This window comes from Streptomyces sp. NBC_01707 (genome assembly GCF_041438805.1).
Taxonomy (GTDB): domain Bacteria; phylum Actinomycetota; class Actinomycetes; order Streptomycetales; family Streptomycetaceae; genus Streptomyces.
Map to the genome: position 1 here is coordinate 3,097,960 of NZ_CP109190.1, position 18,307 is coordinate 3,116,266.

14 protein-coding genes are annotated in these 18,307 nt (G+C 69.7%); 4 read left to right on the top strand and 10 right to left on the bottom strand.

Going from position 1 to position 18,307, the window contains the following annotated elements:
• Positions 1-57: 57 nt before the first annotated feature.
• From OG963_RS13750 to eccD, 6 genes are all read right to left on the bottom strand, one after another.
• Positions 58-552, bottom strand: coding sequence for a tetratricopeptide repeat protein (locus tag OG963_RS13750; protein ID WP_030933187.1), 495 nt, complete (start codon positions 550-552; stop codon positions 58-60).
• A 14-nt stretch (positions 553-566) separates the two neighbouring features.
• Positions 567-1,319 carry a 4-hydroxy-tetrahydrodipicolinate reductase gene (gene dapB / locus OG963_RS13755; protein WP_093779680.1) on the bottom strand — a complete coding sequence of 251 codons (753 nt, stop codon included), beginning with the start codon at positions 1,317-1,319 and terminating at the stop codon, positions 567-569.
• Positions 1,320-1,342: 23 nt separating this feature from the next.
• Positions 1,343-2,722: a pitrilysin family protein gene (locus OG963_RS13760; RefSeq protein WP_030933192.1), complete on the bottom strand. Its 1,380-nt coding sequence runs from the start codon at positions 2,720-2,722 to the stop codon at positions 1,343-1,345.
• Positions 2,719-4,932 carry a polyribonucleotide nucleotidyltransferase gene (locus OG963_RS13765; protein ID WP_030933195.1) on the bottom strand — a complete coding sequence of 738 codons (2,214 nt, stop codon included), beginning with the start codon at positions 4,930-4,932 and terminating at the stop codon, positions 2,719-2,721. The genes OG963_RS13760 and OG963_RS13765 overlap by 4 nt, the downstream gene beginning before the upstream one ends.
• Positions 4,933-5,266: 334 nt before the next feature.
• Complete coding sequence (gene rpsO, locus OG963_RS13770; protein WP_030933198.1) at positions 5,267-5,557, bottom strand: 30S ribosomal protein S15; 291 nt, start codon at positions 5,555-5,557, stop codon at positions 5,267-5,269.
• Positions 5,558-5,811: 254 nt separating this feature from the next.
• Entirely contained in the window at positions 5,812-7,293 is a 1,482-nt protein-coding gene (gene eccD / locus OG963_RS13775) for a type VII secretion integral membrane protein EccD (RefSeq protein ID WP_093779678.1), read from the bottom strand.
• 187 nt (positions 7,294-7,480) lie between these two features.
• Between eccD and eccCa the strand changes: the two genes are divergently transcribed.
• Together eccCa and OG963_RS13785 are read left to right on the top strand one after the other, a co-directional pair.
• Positions 7,481-11,440, top strand: a complete 3,960-nt coding sequence (eccCa, locus tag OG963_RS13780) for a type VII secretion protein EccCa (RefSeq protein WP_093779676.1) — start codon at positions 7,481-7,483, stop codon at positions 11,438-11,440.
• A 230-nt stretch (positions 11,441-11,670) separates the two neighbouring features.
• Positions 11,671-11,904 (top strand): DUF397 domain-containing protein, encoded by a 234-nt coding sequence (locus OG963_RS13785; RefSeq protein WP_030933207.1) that lies wholly within the window; start codon positions 11,671-11,673, stop codon positions 11,902-11,904.
• A gap of 69 nt (positions 11,905-11,973) precedes the next feature.
• On the opposite strand, the gene OG963_RS13790 is transcribed toward OG963_RS13785, so the two are convergent.
• The 4 genes from OG963_RS13790 to eccB form a co-directional block, all read right to left on the bottom strand.
• Entirely contained in the window at positions 11,974-12,279 is a 306-nt protein-coding gene (locus OG963_RS13790; RefSeq protein WP_371798953.1) for a WXG100 family type VII secretion target, read from the bottom strand.
• Positions 12,280-12,332: 53 nt separating this feature from the next.
• Positions 12,333-12,683, bottom strand: coding sequence for a WXG100 family type VII secretion target (locus OG963_RS13795; RefSeq protein WP_030979817.1), 351 nt, complete (start codon positions 12,681-12,683; stop codon positions 12,333-12,335).
• 260 nt (positions 12,684-12,943) lie between these two features.
• Positions 12,944-14,167: a type VII secretion-associated serine protease mycosin gene (gene mycP, locus OG963_RS13800; RefSeq protein WP_093779674.1), complete on the bottom strand. Its 1,224-nt coding sequence runs from the start codon at positions 14,165-14,167 to the stop codon at positions 12,944-12,946.
• A 46-nt stretch (positions 14,168-14,213) separates the two neighbouring features.
• Positions 14,214-15,764, bottom strand: coding sequence for a type VII secretion protein EccB (eccB, locus tag OG963_RS13805; RefSeq protein WP_371798954.1), 1,551 nt, complete (start codon positions 15,762-15,764; stop codon positions 14,214-14,216).
• 229 nt (positions 15,765-15,993) lie between these two features.
• On the opposite strand from eccB, the gene eccE reads away from it, so the two are divergent.
• Both eccE and OG963_RS13815 read left to right on the top strand, forming a co-directional pair.
• On the top strand, positions 15,994-17,355 hold the full coding sequence (gene eccE, locus OG963_RS13810; RefSeq protein ID WP_362277342.1) for a type VII secretion protein EccE: 1,362 nt from the start codon (positions 15,994-15,996) through the stop codon (positions 17,353-17,355).
• Positions 17,355-18,077, top strand: coding sequence for a hypothetical protein (locus tag OG963_RS13815; RefSeq protein WP_093931596.1), 723 nt, complete (start codon positions 17,355-17,357; stop codon positions 18,075-18,077). The genes eccE and OG963_RS13815 overlap by 1 nt, the downstream gene beginning before the upstream one ends.
• Positions 18,078-18,307 lie beyond the last annotated feature (230 nt).

Below are 18,307 nucleotides of genomic sequence, written 5' to 3' on the forward strand. Positions count from 1 at the left end.
GAGCCCGCCCGGCGGCCGGTTCTGTCCACCGCCGCCGGAGGAGCTCGGAAGATGTGCTCAGTCGCCGGACGAGCTCGATGTGACCGACGGGGCCGATGCGGCCGCCGGGCTCGATGTGCTCCTGTGCAGGGCGATGGCGCGCTGCATGGCCTTGCGGGCGCGCGGGGTGTCCCGGGCGTCCTGGTAGGCGACGGCGAGCCGGAACCAGCAGCGCCAGTCGTCCGGGGAGTCCTCGGTCTCCTCGCGGCGCCGCACGAAGACGGCATCGGCCGAGTCGCGGTCGATACGACCGGCCGGGGTACGGACCAGCTCGTCGACGGGCAGGCCGCCCTCGGCGTCCAGCTCTGCGGCGAGGGCGTTGGCCCTGCGGACGAACTGCGTGTTCTTCCAGAGGAACCAGATGCCGATCACCGGCAGGATCAGCACCGCGACCCCGAAGGTGACGGTGAGCAGTGTGCCGTGCTCGATGAGCAGCACGCCACGGCTGCCGACCAGGGCGAAGTAGAAGACCAGGACGGCGGCGGTGACGGAGTAAGTGATCTTTGCGCGCATGGCGGTGGGCTCAGTCAGTTCAGGTCGAGGAAGTGTTCCAGGCCGAAGGTGAGGCCCGGAGTGGTCACCACACGGCGTGCACCCAGCAGGATGCCCGGCATGAAGCTGCTGTGGTGCAGGGAGTCGTGGCGGATGGTGAGGGTCTCGCCCTCGCCGCCGAGCAGCACCTCCTGGTGGGCGAGGAGGCCACGGAGCCTGATCGCGTGGACCGGGACACCGTCGACGTTCGCGCCACGGGCGCCGTCGAGCGCCGTGGCCGTGGCGTCGGGCTGCGGGGTGCAGCCGGCCTTCTTCCGGGCTTCGGCGATCAGCTGGGCGGTGCGGGTGGCGGTGCCGGAGGGTGCGTCGACCTTGTTGGGGTGGTGCAGTTCGACGACCTCGACGGACTCGAAGTAGCGTGCGGCCTGCTCCGCGAACTTCATGGTGAGGACGGCGCCGATGGAGAAGTTCGGCGCGATGAGCACACCGGTCTCCGGGGATGCGGAGAGCCAGGTGTTCAGCTGCGCGAGCCGTTCGTCGGTCCAGCCGGTGGTGCCGACGACCGCGTTGATCCCGTGCCGGATGCAGAAGTCGAGGTTTCCCATCACCGACGCGGGTGTGGTGAGTTCGACCGCGACCTGGGCGCCGGTCTCCGCAAGGGTCTCCAGCTTGTCGCCGCGGCTGAGTGCGGCCACCAGCTCCATGTCGTCGGCGGCCTCGACGGCTCGTACCGCTTCGGATCCGATACGGCCCTTGGCGCCGAGAACGGCCACGCGCAGCTTGCTCATTGCTCTGCTTCCTTACGGGTGGATTAGGAGACCGCTTCGTCGAGGCGGCCGGCCTGCTTGTCCTTGAGCGGACCGATGACGGAGAGCGAGGGGCGCTGTCCGAGTACCTCGCCGGCCACTGCCCGGACGTCGTCCGGGGTGACCTGCGCTATCCGGCTCAGCATGTCGTCGACCGACATCTGCTCGCCCCAGCACAGCTCGCTCTTGCCGATACGGTTCATCAGGGCGCCGGTGTCCTCCAGGCCGAGGACGGTGGAGCCGGAGAGCTGCCCGATGGCGCGGCCGATCTCTTCGTCGCTCAGTCCGTCGGACGCTACCCGGTCGAGTTCGTCGCGGCAGATCTTCAGGACGTCGTGGACCTGGCTGGGCCGGCACCCCGCGTACACGCCGAAGAGTCCGCAGTCGGCGAAGCCCGAGGTGTACGAGTACACGCTGTAGGCGAGGCCGCGCTTCTCCCGTACCTCCTGGAAGAGGCGGGAGCTCATGCCACCGCCCAGGGCGGTGTTGAGTACCCCGAGCGCCCAGCGTCGGTCGTCGGTGCGGGCGAGGCCGGGGACGCCGAGGACGACATGGGCCTGCTCTGTCTTGCGGTTCAGCAGCTCGACCCGGCCCGCGGTGCGGAGGGTGCGGGACCCTTCGCGGGGTGCGACCGGGACGGCATCCGTGCGCGACAGGGCGCCGGCGCGCTCGAAGGCCTTGCGGACCTGGCGTACGACCGTGGCGTGGTCGACGTTGCCGGCGGCGGCGACGACCAGGTGGGTGGGGTCGTAGTGCTTCTTGTAGAAGCGGGCGATCTGACCACGGTTCAGCGCGTTGATCGTGTCGACCGTGCCGAGGACCGGGCGGCCCAGGGGCGTGTCGCCGAGCATCGTGTGCGCGAACAGGTCGTGCACGCAGTCGCCCGGGTCGTCCTCGGTCATCGCGATCTCTTCGAGGATGACGCCACGCTCGGCGTCGACGTCCTCGGCGGCGATCAGCGAGCCGGTCAGCATGTCGCAGACGACATCGATGGCCAGCGGCAGGTCGGTGTCGAGGACCCGCGCGTAGTAGCAGGTGTACTCCTTCGCCGTGAAGGCGTTCATCTCGCCGCCGACCGCGTCGATCGCGGACGAGATGTCGAGGGCGCTGCGCTTGGCCGTGCCCTTGAAGAGGAGGTGCTCGAGGTAGTGCGTCGCGCCGTTCAGGCTGGGCGTCTCGTCGCGTGATCCGACGTTGGCCCAGATACCGAAGGTGGCGGAGCGTACGGAGGGCAGGGTCTCGGTGACGATCCGGAGGCCGCCGGGGAGAACCGTGCGGCGAACGGTGCCGATGCCGTTGGTGCCCTTGAGAAGCGTTTGGGTACGGGCGACGGCCCGCGCCTCCGAAGAGGTGCGGGCCGTCGCCACGGAACTACGGGACGTCACTTGGCGGCGTCGTCCTTCTTCTCGTCCTCTTCGCCCTCGATCACGGGGATGAGGGAGAGCTTGCCGCGGGAGTCGATCTCGGCGATCTCGACCTGGACCTTGGCTCCGACCGCAACCACGTCCTCGACGTTCTCCACGCGCTTGCCACCGGCGAGCTTGCGGATCTGCGAGATGTGCAGCAGGCCGTCCTTGCCGGGCATGAGCGAGACGAACGCACCGAAGGTGGTGGTCTTGACGACCGTACCCAGGTAACGCTCGCCGACCTCCGGCATGGTCGGGTTGGCGATCGCGTTGATCGTGGCGCGGGCGGCCTCGGCCTGCGAGCCCTGCTGGGCACCGATGTAGATGGTGCCGTCGTCCTCGATCGTGATGTCGGCGCCGGTGTCCTCCTGGATCTGGTTGATCATCTTGCCCTTGGGGCCGATGACCTCACCGATCTTGTCCACCGGGATCTTGACGGTGATGATCCGCGGGGCGTTCGGGGACATCTCGTCCGGGACGTCGATGGCCTCGTTCATCACATCGAGGATGTGGAGGCGGGCGTCGCGGGCCTGCTTCAGCGCGGCGGCCAGGACCGAGGCGGGGATGCCGTCGAGCTTGGTGTCGAGCTGGAGCGCGGTGACGAACTGCTTCGTACCGGCGACCTTGAAGTCCATGTCACCGAACGCGTCCTCGGCACCGAGGATGTCGGTCAGGGCGACGTAGTGGGTCTTGCCGTCGATCTCCTGGGAGATCAGACCCATGGCGATACCGGCGACGGCGGCCTTGAGCGGCACACCGGCGTTCAGCAGCGACATGGTGGAGGCGCAGACCGAGCCCATGGACGTCGAGCCGTTGGAGCCCAGCGCCTCGGAGACCTGGCGGATCGCGTAGGGGAACTCCTCGCGCGACGGCAGCACCGGCACGATGGCGCGCTCGGCGAGCGCACCGTGGCCGATCTCGCGGCGCTTGGGCGAGCCCACGCGGCCGGTCTCACCGACGGAGTACGGCGGGAAGTTGTAGTTGTGCATGTAGCGCTTGCGGGTCACCGGGGAGAGGGTGTCCAGCTGCTGCTCCATGCGGAGCATGTTCAGGGTGGTGACGCCCAGGATCTGGGTCTCGCCACGCTCGAACAGCGCCGAGCCGTGCACGCGCGGGATGGCCTCGACCTCGGCGGCGAGCGTACGGATGTCCGTGACGCCACGGCCGTCGATGCGGACCTTGTCCTTGATGACGCGCTCGCGGACCAGCTTCTTGGTCAGCGCGCGGTAGGCACCGGAGATCTCCTTCTCGCGGCCCTCGAACTGCGGGAGCAGCTTCTCGCCGGCGATCTCCTTGATGCGGTCCAGCTCGGCCTCGCGCTCCTGCTTGCCGGCGATGGTGAGCGCCTTGGCGAGCTCGGTGCTGACGGCGGCGGTGAGCGCCTCCAGGACGTCGTCCTGGTAGTCGAGGAAGACCGGGAACTCGCCGGTGGGCTTGGCAGCCTTGGCGGCGAGCTCCGACTGGGCCTTGCAGAGGGCCTTGATGAACGGCTTCGCGGCCTCGAGGCCGGCGGCGACGACCTCTTCGGTCGGGGCCTCGGCGCCGTCCTTGACGAGCTGGATGGTCTTCTCGGTGGCCTCGGCCTCGACCATCATGATCGCGACGTCGCCGTCCTCCAGGACGCGACCGGCGACGACCATGTCGAAGACGGCGTCCTCGAGCTCGGTGTGCGTCGGGAAGGCGACCCACTGGCCCTTGATCAGGGCGACACGGGTGCCACCGATCGGGCCGGAGAAGGGCAGGCCGGCCAGCTGCGTGGAGCAGGAGGCGGCGTTGATCGCGATCACGTCGTACAGGTGATCAGGGTTGAGCGCCATGATCGTCTCGACGATCTGGATCTCGTTGCGCAGGCCCTTCTTGAAGGAGGGGCGCAGCGGCCGGTCGATCAGACGGCAGGTGAGGATCGCGTCCTCGGAGGGGCGGCCCTCGCGGCGGAAGAAGGAGCCGGGGATCTTGCCCGCGGCGTACTGCCGCTCCTCGACGTCCACCGTGAGGGGGAAGAAGTCGAGCTGGTCCTTCGGCTTCTTGGAAGCCGTGGTGGCCGACAGCACCATGGTGTCGTCGTCCAGGTACGCAACGGCGGAGCCGGCGGCCTGCTTGGCCAGGCGGCCCGTCTCGAAGCGGATGGTGCGGGTGCCGAAGGTTCCGTTGTCGATAACGGCCTCGGCGTAGTGGGTCTCGTTCTCCACTAGCGTTTTCTCCGATACATATCGTCTTCTCGCCCCCACGCCCGTGTGGCGGGGGACGGTGCGGAGAAGCGCTCCATCGGCGGGCCGGTCTTCGATCGAAGCACCCGGGTTGCTCTGTCCGGGGGCCACTACCGAGGACCGGCGGCGGGGAGCTTGCTTCTTCCGCTCGTCTGCGGGACGTTCCGGGACCAGGTTACTGAGATTCGGCTCAGCTTGGCATTCCGGTCGACCGGGCGAGCCGGTCACGTCCCGTACATGCTGATGCACGCACACCTGTACGTACAACAAAGGGAGCGGTTCCCTCAGTCGTGGGAACCGCTCCCTTCACGGCGTCTTACTTGGCGCCGCCGGCCGCACCGCGGCGGATGCCGAGGCGGTCGACCAGGGCACGGAAGCGCTGGATGTCCTTCTTGGCCAGGTACTGCAGGAGGCGGCGACGCTGGCCGACCAGGATCAGCAGACCACGGCGGGAGTGGTGGTCGTGCTTGTGCGTCTTGAGGTGCTCCGTCAGGTCCGAGATGCGACGGGAGAGCATGGCCACCTGGACCTCGGGGGAACCGGTGTCACCCTCCTTGGTGGCGAACTCGGACATGATCTGCTTCTTCGTAGCGGCGTCGAGCGACACGCGGTACTCCTCTTTGATGTTCCGATGCGCCCACGAGTGCCCCTGGTCTTGATCTCAGGGGGTCTTCCGTTACTCGAGGACGAAGGTCCGATGAGCGCAGCCCTCAGGATGATCCGGGGGCGCGTACACAAACGGCCGTCACACAGCGTACCAGGTCGGCAGAGCCGGGTTGCCGGGGGCCGGTGGGCGTGGGCGGCAGGGTGCCGCTTCGTCCTCGATCCCTGACGGGACCGTCATGCCCGGCAGGGATCGGTTCAGCTGGTGAGGGCTCTCGCTCTGGCGAAGACGTCCAGTACCGCCAGGCAGAGCGGGACCAGGGAGAGGAGGAGGGCGCTCTCCGTGAGGTCGAGGAGGCGGCCCCAGAACGGGGAGAGGCCCTTGCGGGGAATGATCAGGCCGATCGCCGTCAACAGTGCGGCGCCCGCGGCCACGGCCGCGGAGAGCCAGACCGTGCGGATGTCCAGGGAGCCGCTCTCCCCGTACCGGGCCAGCTCCCTCACCAGGTCGGCCGGCGGGTTCAGGGAGACGCCGAGGATCAGCAGGGCGATCGCGCCGATGCCCGCCACCAGCACACAGGTGACCTGCGAGGTGTAGCGGAAGAGGCGGGCGCGGAGCAGCATCGCGAGTCCGGCGGCGAGTGCGAGCAGGCGACCCCAGACGTTGCCGGAGAAACCCAGGACGGCGGCGGACCCGACGACGACGGCCGCGCAGCCGCCGACCAGGCCGAGCAGCATCTCGTGGCCGCGGCGGGCCTGGGCGGCGATGCGGTCGGCGTCGACGGGGACGCCTTCGGGCTCCGGGGAGGTGCTCGGGTTCGCGAAGCCGTCGTCGTAACCCCCCGGAGCGGTGCGTGGCGACGCGTAACCGATGGGCAGCCGGGCGAAGCGGGCGGACAGACCGGGCAGGAAGGCGACGAGGCCGAGGGCGACCGGGGCACAGACAGCGGCGGTCCCGGTGGCGGAGACCTCGGTGAGGATCGCTACGAAGGTGGCGAGGGTGCCGACGGTGGCGACGAAGGTCGCCGCGACGAACGGGGCGTCGCCGCTCGGGGTCAGAGCGACCAGGACGACGGACGCGACCAGGACGGACACGCAGCCGAGCAGGAACTGCAGCCGGCCGGGGCCCTGGCCGGCGTCCGGGCCGATGATGCCGGAGCCTGCGATGAGTACGAGGGGCAGCGCGCCGAGGCCGAGCGCGACCGCGGTGGGCCGGTCTCCGTAGACCCGGGCGCGTACCCCCGCGAACGCGGTGAGCAGCAGTCCGGCGGAGCCCGCGATGATGCCGGGCAGGCTGTGCATGTCGTGCCGGACGGGGTCGGCGAACCAGAGGACGAAGCCCATCAGTACGAGGAGCAGCACGCCGCCCAGCAGACCGGCGCCGCGCAGGAGTTCGTCGCTCCACAGGTGTCGGTCCCGGGTGACGGCCGAGGCGACGGCGTCCGACACGTCGTCGAAGACGGCGGGCGGCAGTGACTGCGCGAACGGGCGCAGGCTGAGCAGTTCGCCGTCGAGCACCTGCTGGGCCGCGAGCGTGCGCGCGCCGTCGAGCACCGTGCCGTCGCGCCGCACCAGGTGGTAACCGGTGGGGTTGCCGGCCGCCTGGGTCTGGCCGGTGAGCCGGAGGATCTCCGGGTAGATGTCGGCGACTGCGATGTCCTCCGGCAGGGCGACGTCGATACGGCTGTCGGGCGCCACGACAGTGACGCGGCAGAAGCCCGTCGCTGCAGTCGTACTCACGTGTCTGGTCCCCCTGATTCGCGGTTGCGCACGGTGCGCGCGCCACCCTACCGGGAGGAGGAAAGGTCATCGGCAAGTAGGATCACCGTCGCGCGGAGGGACGTCCGCAAGCAAACGCAGCCACGGGGGGCTTCGGTGCGGGTTCGACCGGTCCTCCGCCCGTCCGTACCGAGGGATTGATGTTCCGGTGAGCCAGATCGTCGTGAAACGACCGCCGCGGTCCCTGCCGCCCGAAGTACCCACGGACGATTTGATGTTGGAGGCTCCTCCCGAACTGCCGCGCGGGCAGCAGGAGGGCATGCTGATGCAGATCCTGCCGGTGCTCGGCATGGGTTCGTCGGTGGTCTTCTTCTTCTCGCCGCAGGCTCCTGCGTTCATGCGCGTCATGGGCGTTCTGATGCTTGTCTCGACCGTCGGCATGGTGGTCGCACAGCTGGTCCGGCACCGTCGCGGTACGCAGGGGCAAATGGCGGATGTGCGGCGCGACTACCTCAGATACCTGGCTCAGACGCGGCGTACGGTACGTCGGACCGCGCGCGCCCAGCGCGACGTGCAGCTGTATCTGCAGCCCGCTCCTGAGCAGTTGTGGTCGGTGGTCGCCGAGGGCAGCCGGGTGTGGGAGCGGCGGGTCGGGGACGGCGACTTCGGGCAGGTACGGGTCGGGCTCGGGGCGCAGCAGCTGTCGACTCCGCTGATCGCCCCGGACACCGCGCCGGTGGATGAGCTGGAACCGATGTGTGCGGGGGCGATGCAGCAATTCCTCGCGGTGCACGGGTCGTTGGACGGCCTGCCGATGGCCGTGTCGATGCGGGCCTTCTATCACGTGACGGTCTCCGGTCAGCCGGAGGCGGCACAGTCGGCGGCGCGGGCGCTGGTCGCACAACTGGTGACGCTCCACTCCCCCGAGGATCTGATGGTCGCCGTGGTGGCGGCACCCGGTGCGGTGGCACGCTGGGACTGGACGAAGTGGCTTCCGCATGCACAGGTGCCGGGGCAGGTCGACGGGGCCGGTACGAAGCGGTTGTTCGGCGACGACCTGGGCGAGCTGGAGCAGCTGCTGGCCGGCCGGCTGGAGGGGCGGCCGCGGTTCGGACGGGAGAGTCAGCCGCTGCTGGACCAGCCGCACATCGTGGTGGTTCTCGACGGCGGGATGGTGCCGCCGGATTCGCTGTTCGCGGCGGCCGAGGGACTGCAGGGTGTGACGATCGTCGAGGTCGTCCCGGGGGAGCTGGACGAGCCTCGCGGCGGCCTGTCGGTGGTGGTGCGGCCAGGCCTGCTGCGACTGGAGTCGGGGGCGGGGCTGGCGTACGAGGGCGTGCCGGACGGGCTGTCGCTGCCCGCGGCCGAGGCGCTGGCCCGGCAGCTCGCACCGCTGCGCATGGACGGGGGCGACGACGACGAACCGCTGCTCGCCAACCTGGACTTCACGGATCTGCTGAACCTCGGTGATGCGGGTGCGGTCGATGTGGCGCGCACCTGGCGGCCGCGGTCGGTCTCCGATCGGCTGCGGGTGCCGATCGGGGTCGGCGAGGACGGCCAACCGGTGATGCTGGACCTGAAGGAGGCCGCGCAGGAGGGCATGGGTCCGCACGGGTTGTGTGTCGGTGCGACCGGTTCCGGCAAGTCCGAGCTGCTGCGGACGCTGGTCCTGGGGCTCGCGGTCACGCACTCCTCGGAGACGCTCAACTTCGTGCTGGCGGACTTCAAGGGTGGTGCGACGTTCGCCGGGATGTCGCACATGCCGCACGTGGCGGCGGTCATCACCAACCTGGCGGACGATCTGACGCTCGTCGACCGCATGGGTGACGCGATCCGCGGTGAACTGCAGCGGCGGCAGGAACTGTTGAGGTCGGCCGGCAACTACGCCAATATCCACGACTACGAGAAGGCGCGGGCGGCGGGCGCGGCGCTGGAACCGCTGGCCTCACTGGTCCTGGTCATCGACGAGTTCTCCGAACTGCTCACCGCCAAGCCGGACTTCATCGACATGTTCATCCAGATCGGCCGTATCGGCCGCTCGCTGGGTGTACATCTGCTGCTCGCCTCGCAGCGCCTGGAGGAAGGCAAGCTGCGCGGTCTGGACACCTATCTCTCGTACCGGATCGGGCTGCGGACCTTCTCGGCGGCCGAGTCGCGTACCGCGCTGGGGGTGCCCGACGCCTATCACCTGCCGTCGGTGCCGGGTTCCGGCTATCTCAAGTTCGGTACGGACGAGATGACCCGGTTCAAGGCGGCGTACGTGTCGGGGACGTACCGCACGGGTGGGCCGGATCTGTCGGTGGGGGCACTGCCGGTCGACCGGCGTCCCGCGGTGTTCAGCGCACTGCCGGTGCCGGTGGTGTACGCGGCGCCGGACCCTGCCCATGTGGTCGCCTCGCGGACGAGTGCGGAGGACGACGCGCTCGCGGACACGGTGCTCGATGTGATCGTGCGGCGCCTCGAGGGGCAGGGGGTGCCCGCCCATCAGGTGTGGCTGCCGCCGCTGGACCGGGCGCCGACGCTGGACCAGTTGCTGCCGGGGCTCGCGCCGACCGCGGACCGGGGGTTCACGGCGACGGAGTACACGCGTCCGGGCGGGCTGACCGTTCCGCTCGGCCTCATCGACAAGCCGTTCGAGCAGCGGCGTGAAGTGCTGTACCGGGACTTCTCCGGTGCGGCGGGCCACATGCTGGTGGTCGGCGGTCCGCAGTCCGGGAAGTCGACGATGATGCGGACGCTGATCTCTTCGTTCGCGCTCACCCACACCCCGCACGAAGTGCAGTTCTACGGGCTCGACTTCGGTGGCGGCGGACTGGTCTCACTGGCGGACCTGCCGCATGTGGGCGGGATGGCGTCGCGGCTGGATCCGGAGCGGGTGCGGCGTACGGTCGCCGAGGTCGCGGGGGTGCTGAACCGGCGCGAGGAGTTCTTCCGCGCCCACTGCGTCGACTCCGTCGCCACATACCGGCGCAAGCGCGCCCTCGGTGAGCTGCCGGGCGAGCCGTGGGGCGACGTGTTCCTGGTCGTCGACGGCTGGGGCGGCTTCCGCGCCGAGTACGAGATGCTGGAGCAGGTCGTCACGGACATCGCCTCGCGTGGTCTCGGGTACGGCGTCCATGTGGTGATCACGGCCGCCCGGTACATGGAGGTACGTGCCGCGCTCAAGGATCAGATCCTCGGCCGGCTGGAACTGCGGCTCGGTGACGTCATGGACTCCGAGTTCGACCGCAGGGTTGCGGTGAACGTTCCGCAGGGCGTACCGGGACGCGGTCAGGTGCCGGAGAAGCTGCACTTCATGGGGGCACTGCCGCGTATCGACTCCACCAGCAGCGCGGCGGATCTCTCCGACGGCACGGCGGCCTTCGTCGAGACGGTGAAGTCCAACTGGGCGGGCCCTTCGGCGCCCGCCGTACGGCTGCTGCCGCGGAAACTGCCCGCCGAGCAGCTGCCGAAGGGCTTCGAGTTCCCGCAGCGCGGGATCGCGATCGGTATCGACGAGACCGATCTGGAACCGGTGTTCGTCGACTTCGAGACGGACCCGTTCTTCCTGATCTTCGGGGAGAGCGAATCGGGGAAGACGAATCTGCTGCGTCTGATCGCGAAGCAGATCGCGGAGCGCTACTCCCCCGACGAGGCGAAGCTCGTCGTCGGCGACTACCGGCGGGCCCTGCTGGGTGCGCTGCCGGAGAGCCATCTGCTGGAGTACGCGCCGATGGCGAGTTCCATGCAGATGCACATGGAGGCGCTGGCCGGTGTGTTCTCGCGGCGGCAGCCGCCGACGGACGTCACGCCGCGGCAGTTGCGCGACCGCAGCTGGTGGACCGGTCCGCAGATCTTCATCATCGTCGACGACTACGACCTGGTGGCGACGAACGCGGGCAACCCGCTGGCCCCGCTCGCGGAGTATCTGCCGTTCGCCCGGGACACGGGCGTCCGGTTCATCATCGCGCGCAACTCTGCGGGGGCCTCGCGATCGATGTACGAGTCGTTCATGCAGCGCGTCAAGGAGCTCGGTGCGCAGGGCGTGGTGCTGTCCGGCGATCCGTCCGAGGGCGATCTGATCGGGCCGGTGCGGGGGCATCCGATGCCGCCGGGACGCGGGTACTTCGCCTCGCGCCGGCGGGGGAACCCGCTGGTGCAGATCGGGCGGCTGCCGGAGCAGCACTGACCGACGGGACCGGGAGCCCCTCCCCGCCGGCGGCGGGGTGGACCGGTGCCTCATCGACATCGCGGCAACCGCACCGGCGTCGCGTACCTGGTCCCGAGGATTCCGTGGGGCGAGCGGTCCCTACCACCGCGGGTCGGAAGCTGTCCATACCGGGCCTGTGGGACGCGGGAGCGGGGATAGTCTGCACGCGGGCGACGAACATGTTCCGCCGCAGGAGAGGAAGGCATCTGATGGGCACGCAGCAGGAGAAGGACGAGCTGTACGCACTCGACATCTCGGGGGTCGAGTGGCTGAGTGCGCCCGGTACGGAAGAGGCCGAGGAGCGCGTCGAGATCGCACATCTGCCGGGCGGAGCGGTGGCGATGCGGTCCTCGCTGGATCCGGAGACGGTGCTGCGGTACACGGAGGCCGAGTGGCGGGCGTTCGTACTGGGTGCGCGGGACGGCGAGTTCGACCTCACGTAGGACGCCGTACGGGCAGGACAAGGGGCACGCTTCGTCGAGCGTGCCCCTTCTGCGTGTGCGGTGCCGCGGTCAGTACCCCTCGGTGAACAGGCGCGAGGCCTTCACATCCGTCGAGCGGTAGCTGTCCTTGCCGGACTCGATGATCTTCGCGACGTGTTCCAGGCGGGTCTTCATGTGCTCGGCCTTGCCCTTGTACTTGGACTGGAGGTGCACGTACTCCCTGTGTGCCTCACCGTCCCAGGTGTCGGTGACGACCTTCAGTGCCGCGTCCATCTCCTGGAGGTCCTTGATGATGTTCTGCGAGACCACACGGATGCGGTTCGCCATCTCCTGGACGCTCTCGTACCTGACCTTGGTGTTCGGGTCGGTCGCCATCTGTCTGCTCCTCGGTGCTCGGCGTGTGTACGGAAGGGGTGCTGCGGCGCGGCTCAGATGCCGTTCAGCCCGGAGGTGTTGCCGGACGACGCCGGCTCCTTCACCGCGTTGAAGGCCGCACGGACCTCGTCGTCGTTGGCGTTGCTGAGGTTCTTGGTCTGGCCCACCGCGTTGAGGAGCACGTTGAGGAGCCGGCGGATCTCGTCGTGGTCCTCGTTGATCACGATCTGTGCGGATGTGAATCCCGAGGCGCCGACACCCGTCCATCCCGCGCTGACCGTCGCGAGGATGTCGGCCAGCTCCCTGGACTGCTTGGACACCTGCTCCGCGGTTTCGATGATCTTGTTCTTCGCCTGGACGATCGGATCGTCGGCAAGTCCGAAACCACCTGCGGGGTTGGTCATCCGGAGGTCCTATCTCTGAGTTCCCGGTCCTGTCCGCCCGTCGCGGCCAGGGTTCCCGCCTGCCCCGTGTGCTCCGGTCGCGGAGTCGGGGAAGGGCGGGGACGGGGAAGGGCGTGGCAGTGTTCCCACGCCCCGAAATCGGATGCGACCACTTCTCGTTCCCCCGTCACACACGTGAAGTCGGCTACCACCCTAGTCACTTCGCCATCTCACCCCAACTGCGCTTTATGGGAGGGGATCCACTTCACCGGGTGGTGCTGTCATCGCAAACCGCGTCGCCGCCTGACATCGCGGACGACCGTCGCGGTGCCGGCGACCACGGAGATCAGCACGCCCGCAATGGCCAGCGCGTAGGTCGCGTACCGCTCGTTGCGTTCCTGCGACGTCTCCGACAGCGACAGATGCGCGGGCGAGGGAGCCTGGGCCCGGGGCGGAGCCGGGTCGGGATGCGGGGCGTCCTGCGGTGTGTCGTCGCCGGAGAGTGCACGGACCGGGTCGACGACGCCCCAGCCGACGAAGTCGTCGTGGCCGGTGACGGAGCGCTCTGCGGTCTGCTCGATCCGGGCGACGATCTGGGGCGCGGTCCATTTCGGGTACTTGGCGCGCATCAGGGCGGCGACCCCGGCGGCGTACGGCGCGGAGAAGCTGGTGCCGTTGTCGGTGCACTGGCCGTTGCCGGGGACGGTGGAGACGATGTCGACGCCGGGTGCCGCGACGCCGACGAACGTACCGGCCTGGGAGAAGGCGGCGCGCTCGTTGTTCCGGTCCGACGAGGCGACGGCGAGGACGCCGTCGAAGGCTGCCGGATAGGTGTTCCTCAGCTCGCCGTCCATGCCGTCGTTGCCCGCGGAGGCGACCACGACGACGTCCTTGGCGAGCGCTCCGGCCACGGCCTTCCCCAGCGTGGAATCCGGGGTCAGCGCCTTCGTCGTGTCCTGGGAGATGTTGATGACCTGGGCACCCTCGGCGATCGCGTGGCCGATCGCGGCGGCCATGGTGGTGTCCTTGCCGCTGTTCTTTTCGTCGTTCTGGCGGATCGGGATGATCGTGGCCTCGGGCGCCAGGCCGACGAAGCCGGTTCCCTTGCGGGGGCGGGCGGCGATGATGCCGGCGACCTTGGTGCCGTGGCCGACCTCGTCCACGGTGCCGTCGCTCTTGCCGCCCTCGATGTAGTCGGCGCCCGCGGAGGCGTCGACGGCGTGCCGGAGCTGCGGGTTGGTGTTGTCGACACCGGTGTCGATGACCGCGACGCGGACGCCCTTGCCCTTGGTGTCCTGCCACAGTTCGTCGAGCAGGACCCGCTGCAGCGACCAGGGGCGCCCCTCGTACTGCTTCTTCATCGGGAAGGCGCATTCGCCGCTGCCGTCTATCCCGCCGTCGCTCCGGCCGCCCGGGCGTTCCTCGGCGTACGCCGCCTGGGGCGCCGCCAGCGCGGCCAGCGCGGCGGTGGCCGCCGTCAGCAGAGCCGTCTTCCGGTACAACATCCGTTCCTCTCCCCCGAGTTCTACGGGCCTTGCGCGAATACTGCGGTCACGAGCCCTGGGGCTGGCGCGCGCTGTTGGTGTCGAGTCGCGGGCCCTTGGACAGGAACTCGGACCAGGCGAGCGGGACGAGAGCGGGCGCCACTTTCTCGTATCCCAGCCTGATCTGCGCCTGGCTGGGCTCGGGGCGGCCGTCCGTCCCGTTCTGCTGCTCGCCGGCGCCGATGTCGGAACGCTTGGCGTCACTGTCGCCGTTCGCCTGAACGGCGTACCGCAGTCCGGTGTCGGTCACCAGGAAGAGTGAGCCGTCGGGGCGGGTCTGCTGCCCCCGCACCTGGGTGTAGAGGAGGCCGCTGCCGGGGGTGACGTAGGTGCTGGTGCCACCGGCGCTGATGGAGGCGGGGTACGCGGTGCCCGCCCAGGTGCTGAGCGTGGGGCGGCCGTTGCCGTCCACCTTGCGCAGCACGCTGCAGATGGTGTCCCGGTCGCCGCTGCCGCCCTCGGTGGTGTTCACCTGGCCGGCCTTCCGCCTGGGCCAGTGTGCCGCCTGGCCGGTGAAGGCGACGGGGTCGGGGACGAACTTCTGGAGTCCGACGGAGCGCGCCTCGCTGTTCAGGTCGAGCCGTGCGGTCTGCGGGGAGTTGATCAGCAGCCAGGCCGTGAACTCGGAGACCGGCTGGACCTTGCCGTCGAGAACCACGTAGTGGGTGGTGCCTTCACCGGTACGGGTCCGCAGGACCATGCCGACCCTGTTCTCCTCCTTGGAGAGCTGTCCGTCGATGTGCGCGTCCGCGCCGACGGTGCCGGGGATCTGCGGGAAGACGATCGGGCTGCCGTCGTTCAGGGTGGCCAGCCAGTCGTCGGTGACGGACTGCGGCTGCCGGCTGCCGACGAGGGCGCCGGTCAGGTGACCGTTGTCGGCCGCGGTCTCGTCGATGCGGTACTTCGTGCCGCTCGCATCGACGAGATAGCGGGCGCCGGTCTGGCCCTTGACGTACAGGACCTCGCCGCCGCTGAGCCTACGGGCGCCTTCGGTCCGCTCGTTGTCGCGTTCGGCGAAGACGAAGGCGGCCTTCTGCACGGTGTTGCCCTTGCCTCCGGGCTGTTCGCAGACGGCCCACCGCTTCGCCGTGCCCGCGTCGTTCGCCTCCGGCAGCCGGTCGGGGGCGTACGGGATGCCGAGGACCGGTCCGCGCGGCGGCTTGCCCGCGTCGAGGATGTCGTCGGGCACCTGGATGACGTCGTACTGCTGCGGAGTGAGGAGCAACCGGGCGGAGGCGAGGTTCAGTACGGGATGCAGCAGGGCTTTCTTCTTCTTGCCCTTGCCGGTGGTGAGCACGACATAGCGGGTGGTGGACTGCTTGCCGACGATCACGTTGGTGAAGGGCTTGTCCCAGTCCTTGGGTGCGGTGGGCTTGAACATGCCGTAGGCGCCGAAGCCGGCGAGGATCAGAGCCCCGGCCACCACGCTCGGGAGGACGGCGCGCAGCGGGCTCGGCGCGCCCTCCTCGGTGCCGGTGGGCGAGGGTTGGAGAAATGCCGCCACCGTGCGCCTCTTCGCAAAGGTGTACGCGTTGAGTTCATCCCGCCGTGATGCCATGAGTCTGCGTGTCTCCCGTGTCTCCCCGCGAGGCTCCAGGAGTTCGCGTCCCCCGACCCCTGCGCCGGCCCCCCGGATGCCGGACCGCGCTGCCGGACAGGCCCCTACTATGCCTGCCGACCTCGGGCGGCCGCGGGGCGGGTAGGCTGATCCAGCCGCCAAAGCCCCCGGCGGGACAGGGGTGATCGGGTCGAAACGGGGGCCTCATGAACGGGGGAATGCCGGAATGATGTCTTCCGCGACGCGGACACGTCCGGCCGGGAACGCACCGCCCTCCGCGACCCACACACCCACCGGAGCCGCGTCCTCCCCGTACCTGCCCGGCGGACCGGCTCGCGGCTCCTACGACCCCGGCCGACAGACCCGCCCGCGGGTGAACGGACGCCCCGGACACTTCGGTTCGTTCCGATTGCAACAACTCGTACTGATCGAGACCGCGGCTGCGCTGCTGCTCGTGGCCTGGGTGATCGAGCCTCTGCTGCTCGTTCCGGCCGGCGCGGCCGCCACCGCGCTGGTGCTGCTCGCCGTCCTGCGCAGACACCGCCGGTCGCTGCCCGAGTGGTTGGGCACGGCGATCGCGCTGCGCGCGCGTACCCGCAGGGCCGCGTCGCTGGTGCTGCCCGCGGGAACCGAGCCGGGCATCGCGCCCGCCGTCGAGTGCGACCCGGCACTGCGTACGTACTCGTTCAGCGACCGTGACCGGCGGCCGGTCGGGATGATCGGCGACGGTACGTTCCTCACGGCGGTGCTGCAGATCGAGTCGGACGCCACGGCGCTGCGGCCCGACCGGTCCGCGCAGCCGCTGCCGCTGGCCCTGGTCCGGGATGTGCTCGACGTCGACGGCATCCGCCTGGAGTCGGCGCAGATCGTGCAGCACACCCAGCCCGCCCCAGCCCCGCATCTGCCCTCGCAGTCCGTCGCGGCGCGCAACTACGCACCGCTGCAGGCCCGGACGGGATCGCCCGCGGTCCGCATCACCTGGATCGCGCTCAAACTGGACCCGGAGCTCTGCCCGGAGGCCGTACAGGCACGCGGCGGCGGGATCGAGGGGGCGCAGAAGTGTCTCGTACGCGCTGCCGATCAACTGGCGAGCAGGCTGACGGGGGCCGGTTTCCGCGCCACGGTGCTGACCGAGCAGGAGTTGACGTCGGCGATCGCGACCTCGGCCTGCGTCAGCCCGTCGGCGATGGAGCAGGCGGGCCGGACCCACACACCGGCGCGGCGCACCGAGGAGACCACGCGCACCTGGCGCTGCGACGACCGGTGGCACACCACCTACTGGGTGGGGCGCTGGCCGCAGTTCGGCGGGGCGACGAGCGGTGGCGGGGCGTCGATGCCGCAGCTGGTCGCGCTGCTCACCTCGCTCCCGGCGCTCGCGACGACCTTCAGCCTGACGCTGGGACACGGCGACCGACAGGAGGTCTCGATCGCCGGCCACATCCGTATAACGGGCCGCAGCGACGAGGAACTGCTTTCTGCCCGCCATGAGTTGGAGCGCACCGCGCGTGGCGTGAAGACGTCGCTGGTGCGACTCGACCGCGAGCAGCTGCCCGGCGTACTCGCCACGCTGCCGCTCGGGGGTACCCGCTGATGTCCGTACCCACCAGTGCCCGCGCCCGGCTGGGCTTCGGGCTGATCGGACCGCGTCGCATCCGGCACACGGTCTCCGTCGAGCAACTGGCCTCGATGGCCCTGCCGGTCGGCGACGACGGCATGGTGATCGGCGTGGACGCCGAGGGGCGGCCCGCCGTGCTCGGCATCAACCGGCCGACACCGTACGAGGTCACACTGATCGGCGGGCTGTGGACGGCGCAGGTACTGGCCCTGCGGGCGGCTGCTACCGGTGCCCGGATCGTCGTGGAGACCGGGCGGGCCCACGCCTGGACGGGGCTCGCACAGGCCGCCGGGGGTGGCCAGCCGTGCATCTCGCTGCACGAGGTGGGGCGGGTGCCGCCGCAGGGCGCCTCGGCCGGCAGCCCGGTGGTCGTGGTGCGGGACTGCGGGATGCGGCCGCCACGCGGGCGAGTGGTGTCCGCGCCCTGGCAGTCGGTGATGACGCTGCTGCCGTATCTGAGTCCGGCGGCGCCCGCGTTGATGAGGAAGGCGTCCCTGGTGGGGATTCAGCGGGTGTCTCCCGACGAAGCCGCGCAGATCGGGCGGATCGCACATCTGCCGACGACGGCGACACAGTCGCTGTCGACGCTGGCGGACGGGGTCACCCTCTGGTGCACGGAACGGGACCGGCAGTTCGTGATGACGCAGGCCACCGACGCGGAGACCGGGCTGCTGGGCGGCGCACGACGGATGGACTGACCCTCGCATGCGTGCGAGGTGAGCACCGACCCGGGCAAGGTGCACGGAATGTTCACATATCCGTATGCAGATGTGCGACTTTGACCGCTTCGCCCTTCATGCTCTGCCGTACTCGGTTCACTTGGGGGCTACGCGTGACGTACTGGACAGCTCTTGCGGTGCCCTACGGCCTGCCGGAGGGGGCCCGATGACGATTAGGGTGGGTGGGGGCGCGGCAGAAGAACCTGCGG

Coding starts and splice junctions, on each gene's coding strand:
- OG963_RS13750 (WP_030933187.1), bottom strand. CDS start 552: ATGCGCGCAAAGATCACTTACTCCGTCACCGCCGCCGTCCTGGTCTTC.
- dapB (WP_093779680.1), bottom strand. CDS start 1,319: ATGAGCAAGCTGCGCGTGGCCGTTCTCGGCGCCAAGGGCCGTATCGGA.
- OG963_RS13785 (WP_030933207.1), top strand. CDS start 11,671: ATGGGCACGCAGCAGGAGAAGGACGAGCTGTACGCACTCGACATCTCG.
- OG963_RS13790 (WP_371798953.1), bottom strand. CDS start 12,279: ATGGCGACCGACCCGAACACCAAGGTCAGGTACGAGAGCGTCCAGGAG.
- OG963_RS13795 (WP_030979817.1), bottom strand. CDS start 12,683: ATGACCAACCCCGCAGGTGGTTTCGGACTTGCCGACGATCCGATCGTC.
- mycP (WP_093779674.1), bottom strand. CDS start 14,167: ATGTTGTACCGGAAGACGGCTCTGCTGACGGCGGCCACCGCCGCGCTG.
- eccB (WP_371798954.1), bottom strand. CDS start 15,764: ATGGCATCACGGCGGGATGAACTCAACGCGTACACCTTTGCGAAGAGG.
- eccE (WP_362277342.1), top strand. CDS start 15,994: ATGTCTTCCGCGACGCGGACACGTCCGGCCGGGAACGCACCGCCCTCC.
- OG963_RS13815 (WP_093931596.1), top strand. CDS start 17,355: ATGTCCGTACCCACCAGTGCCCGCGCCCGGCTGGGCTTCGGGCTGATC.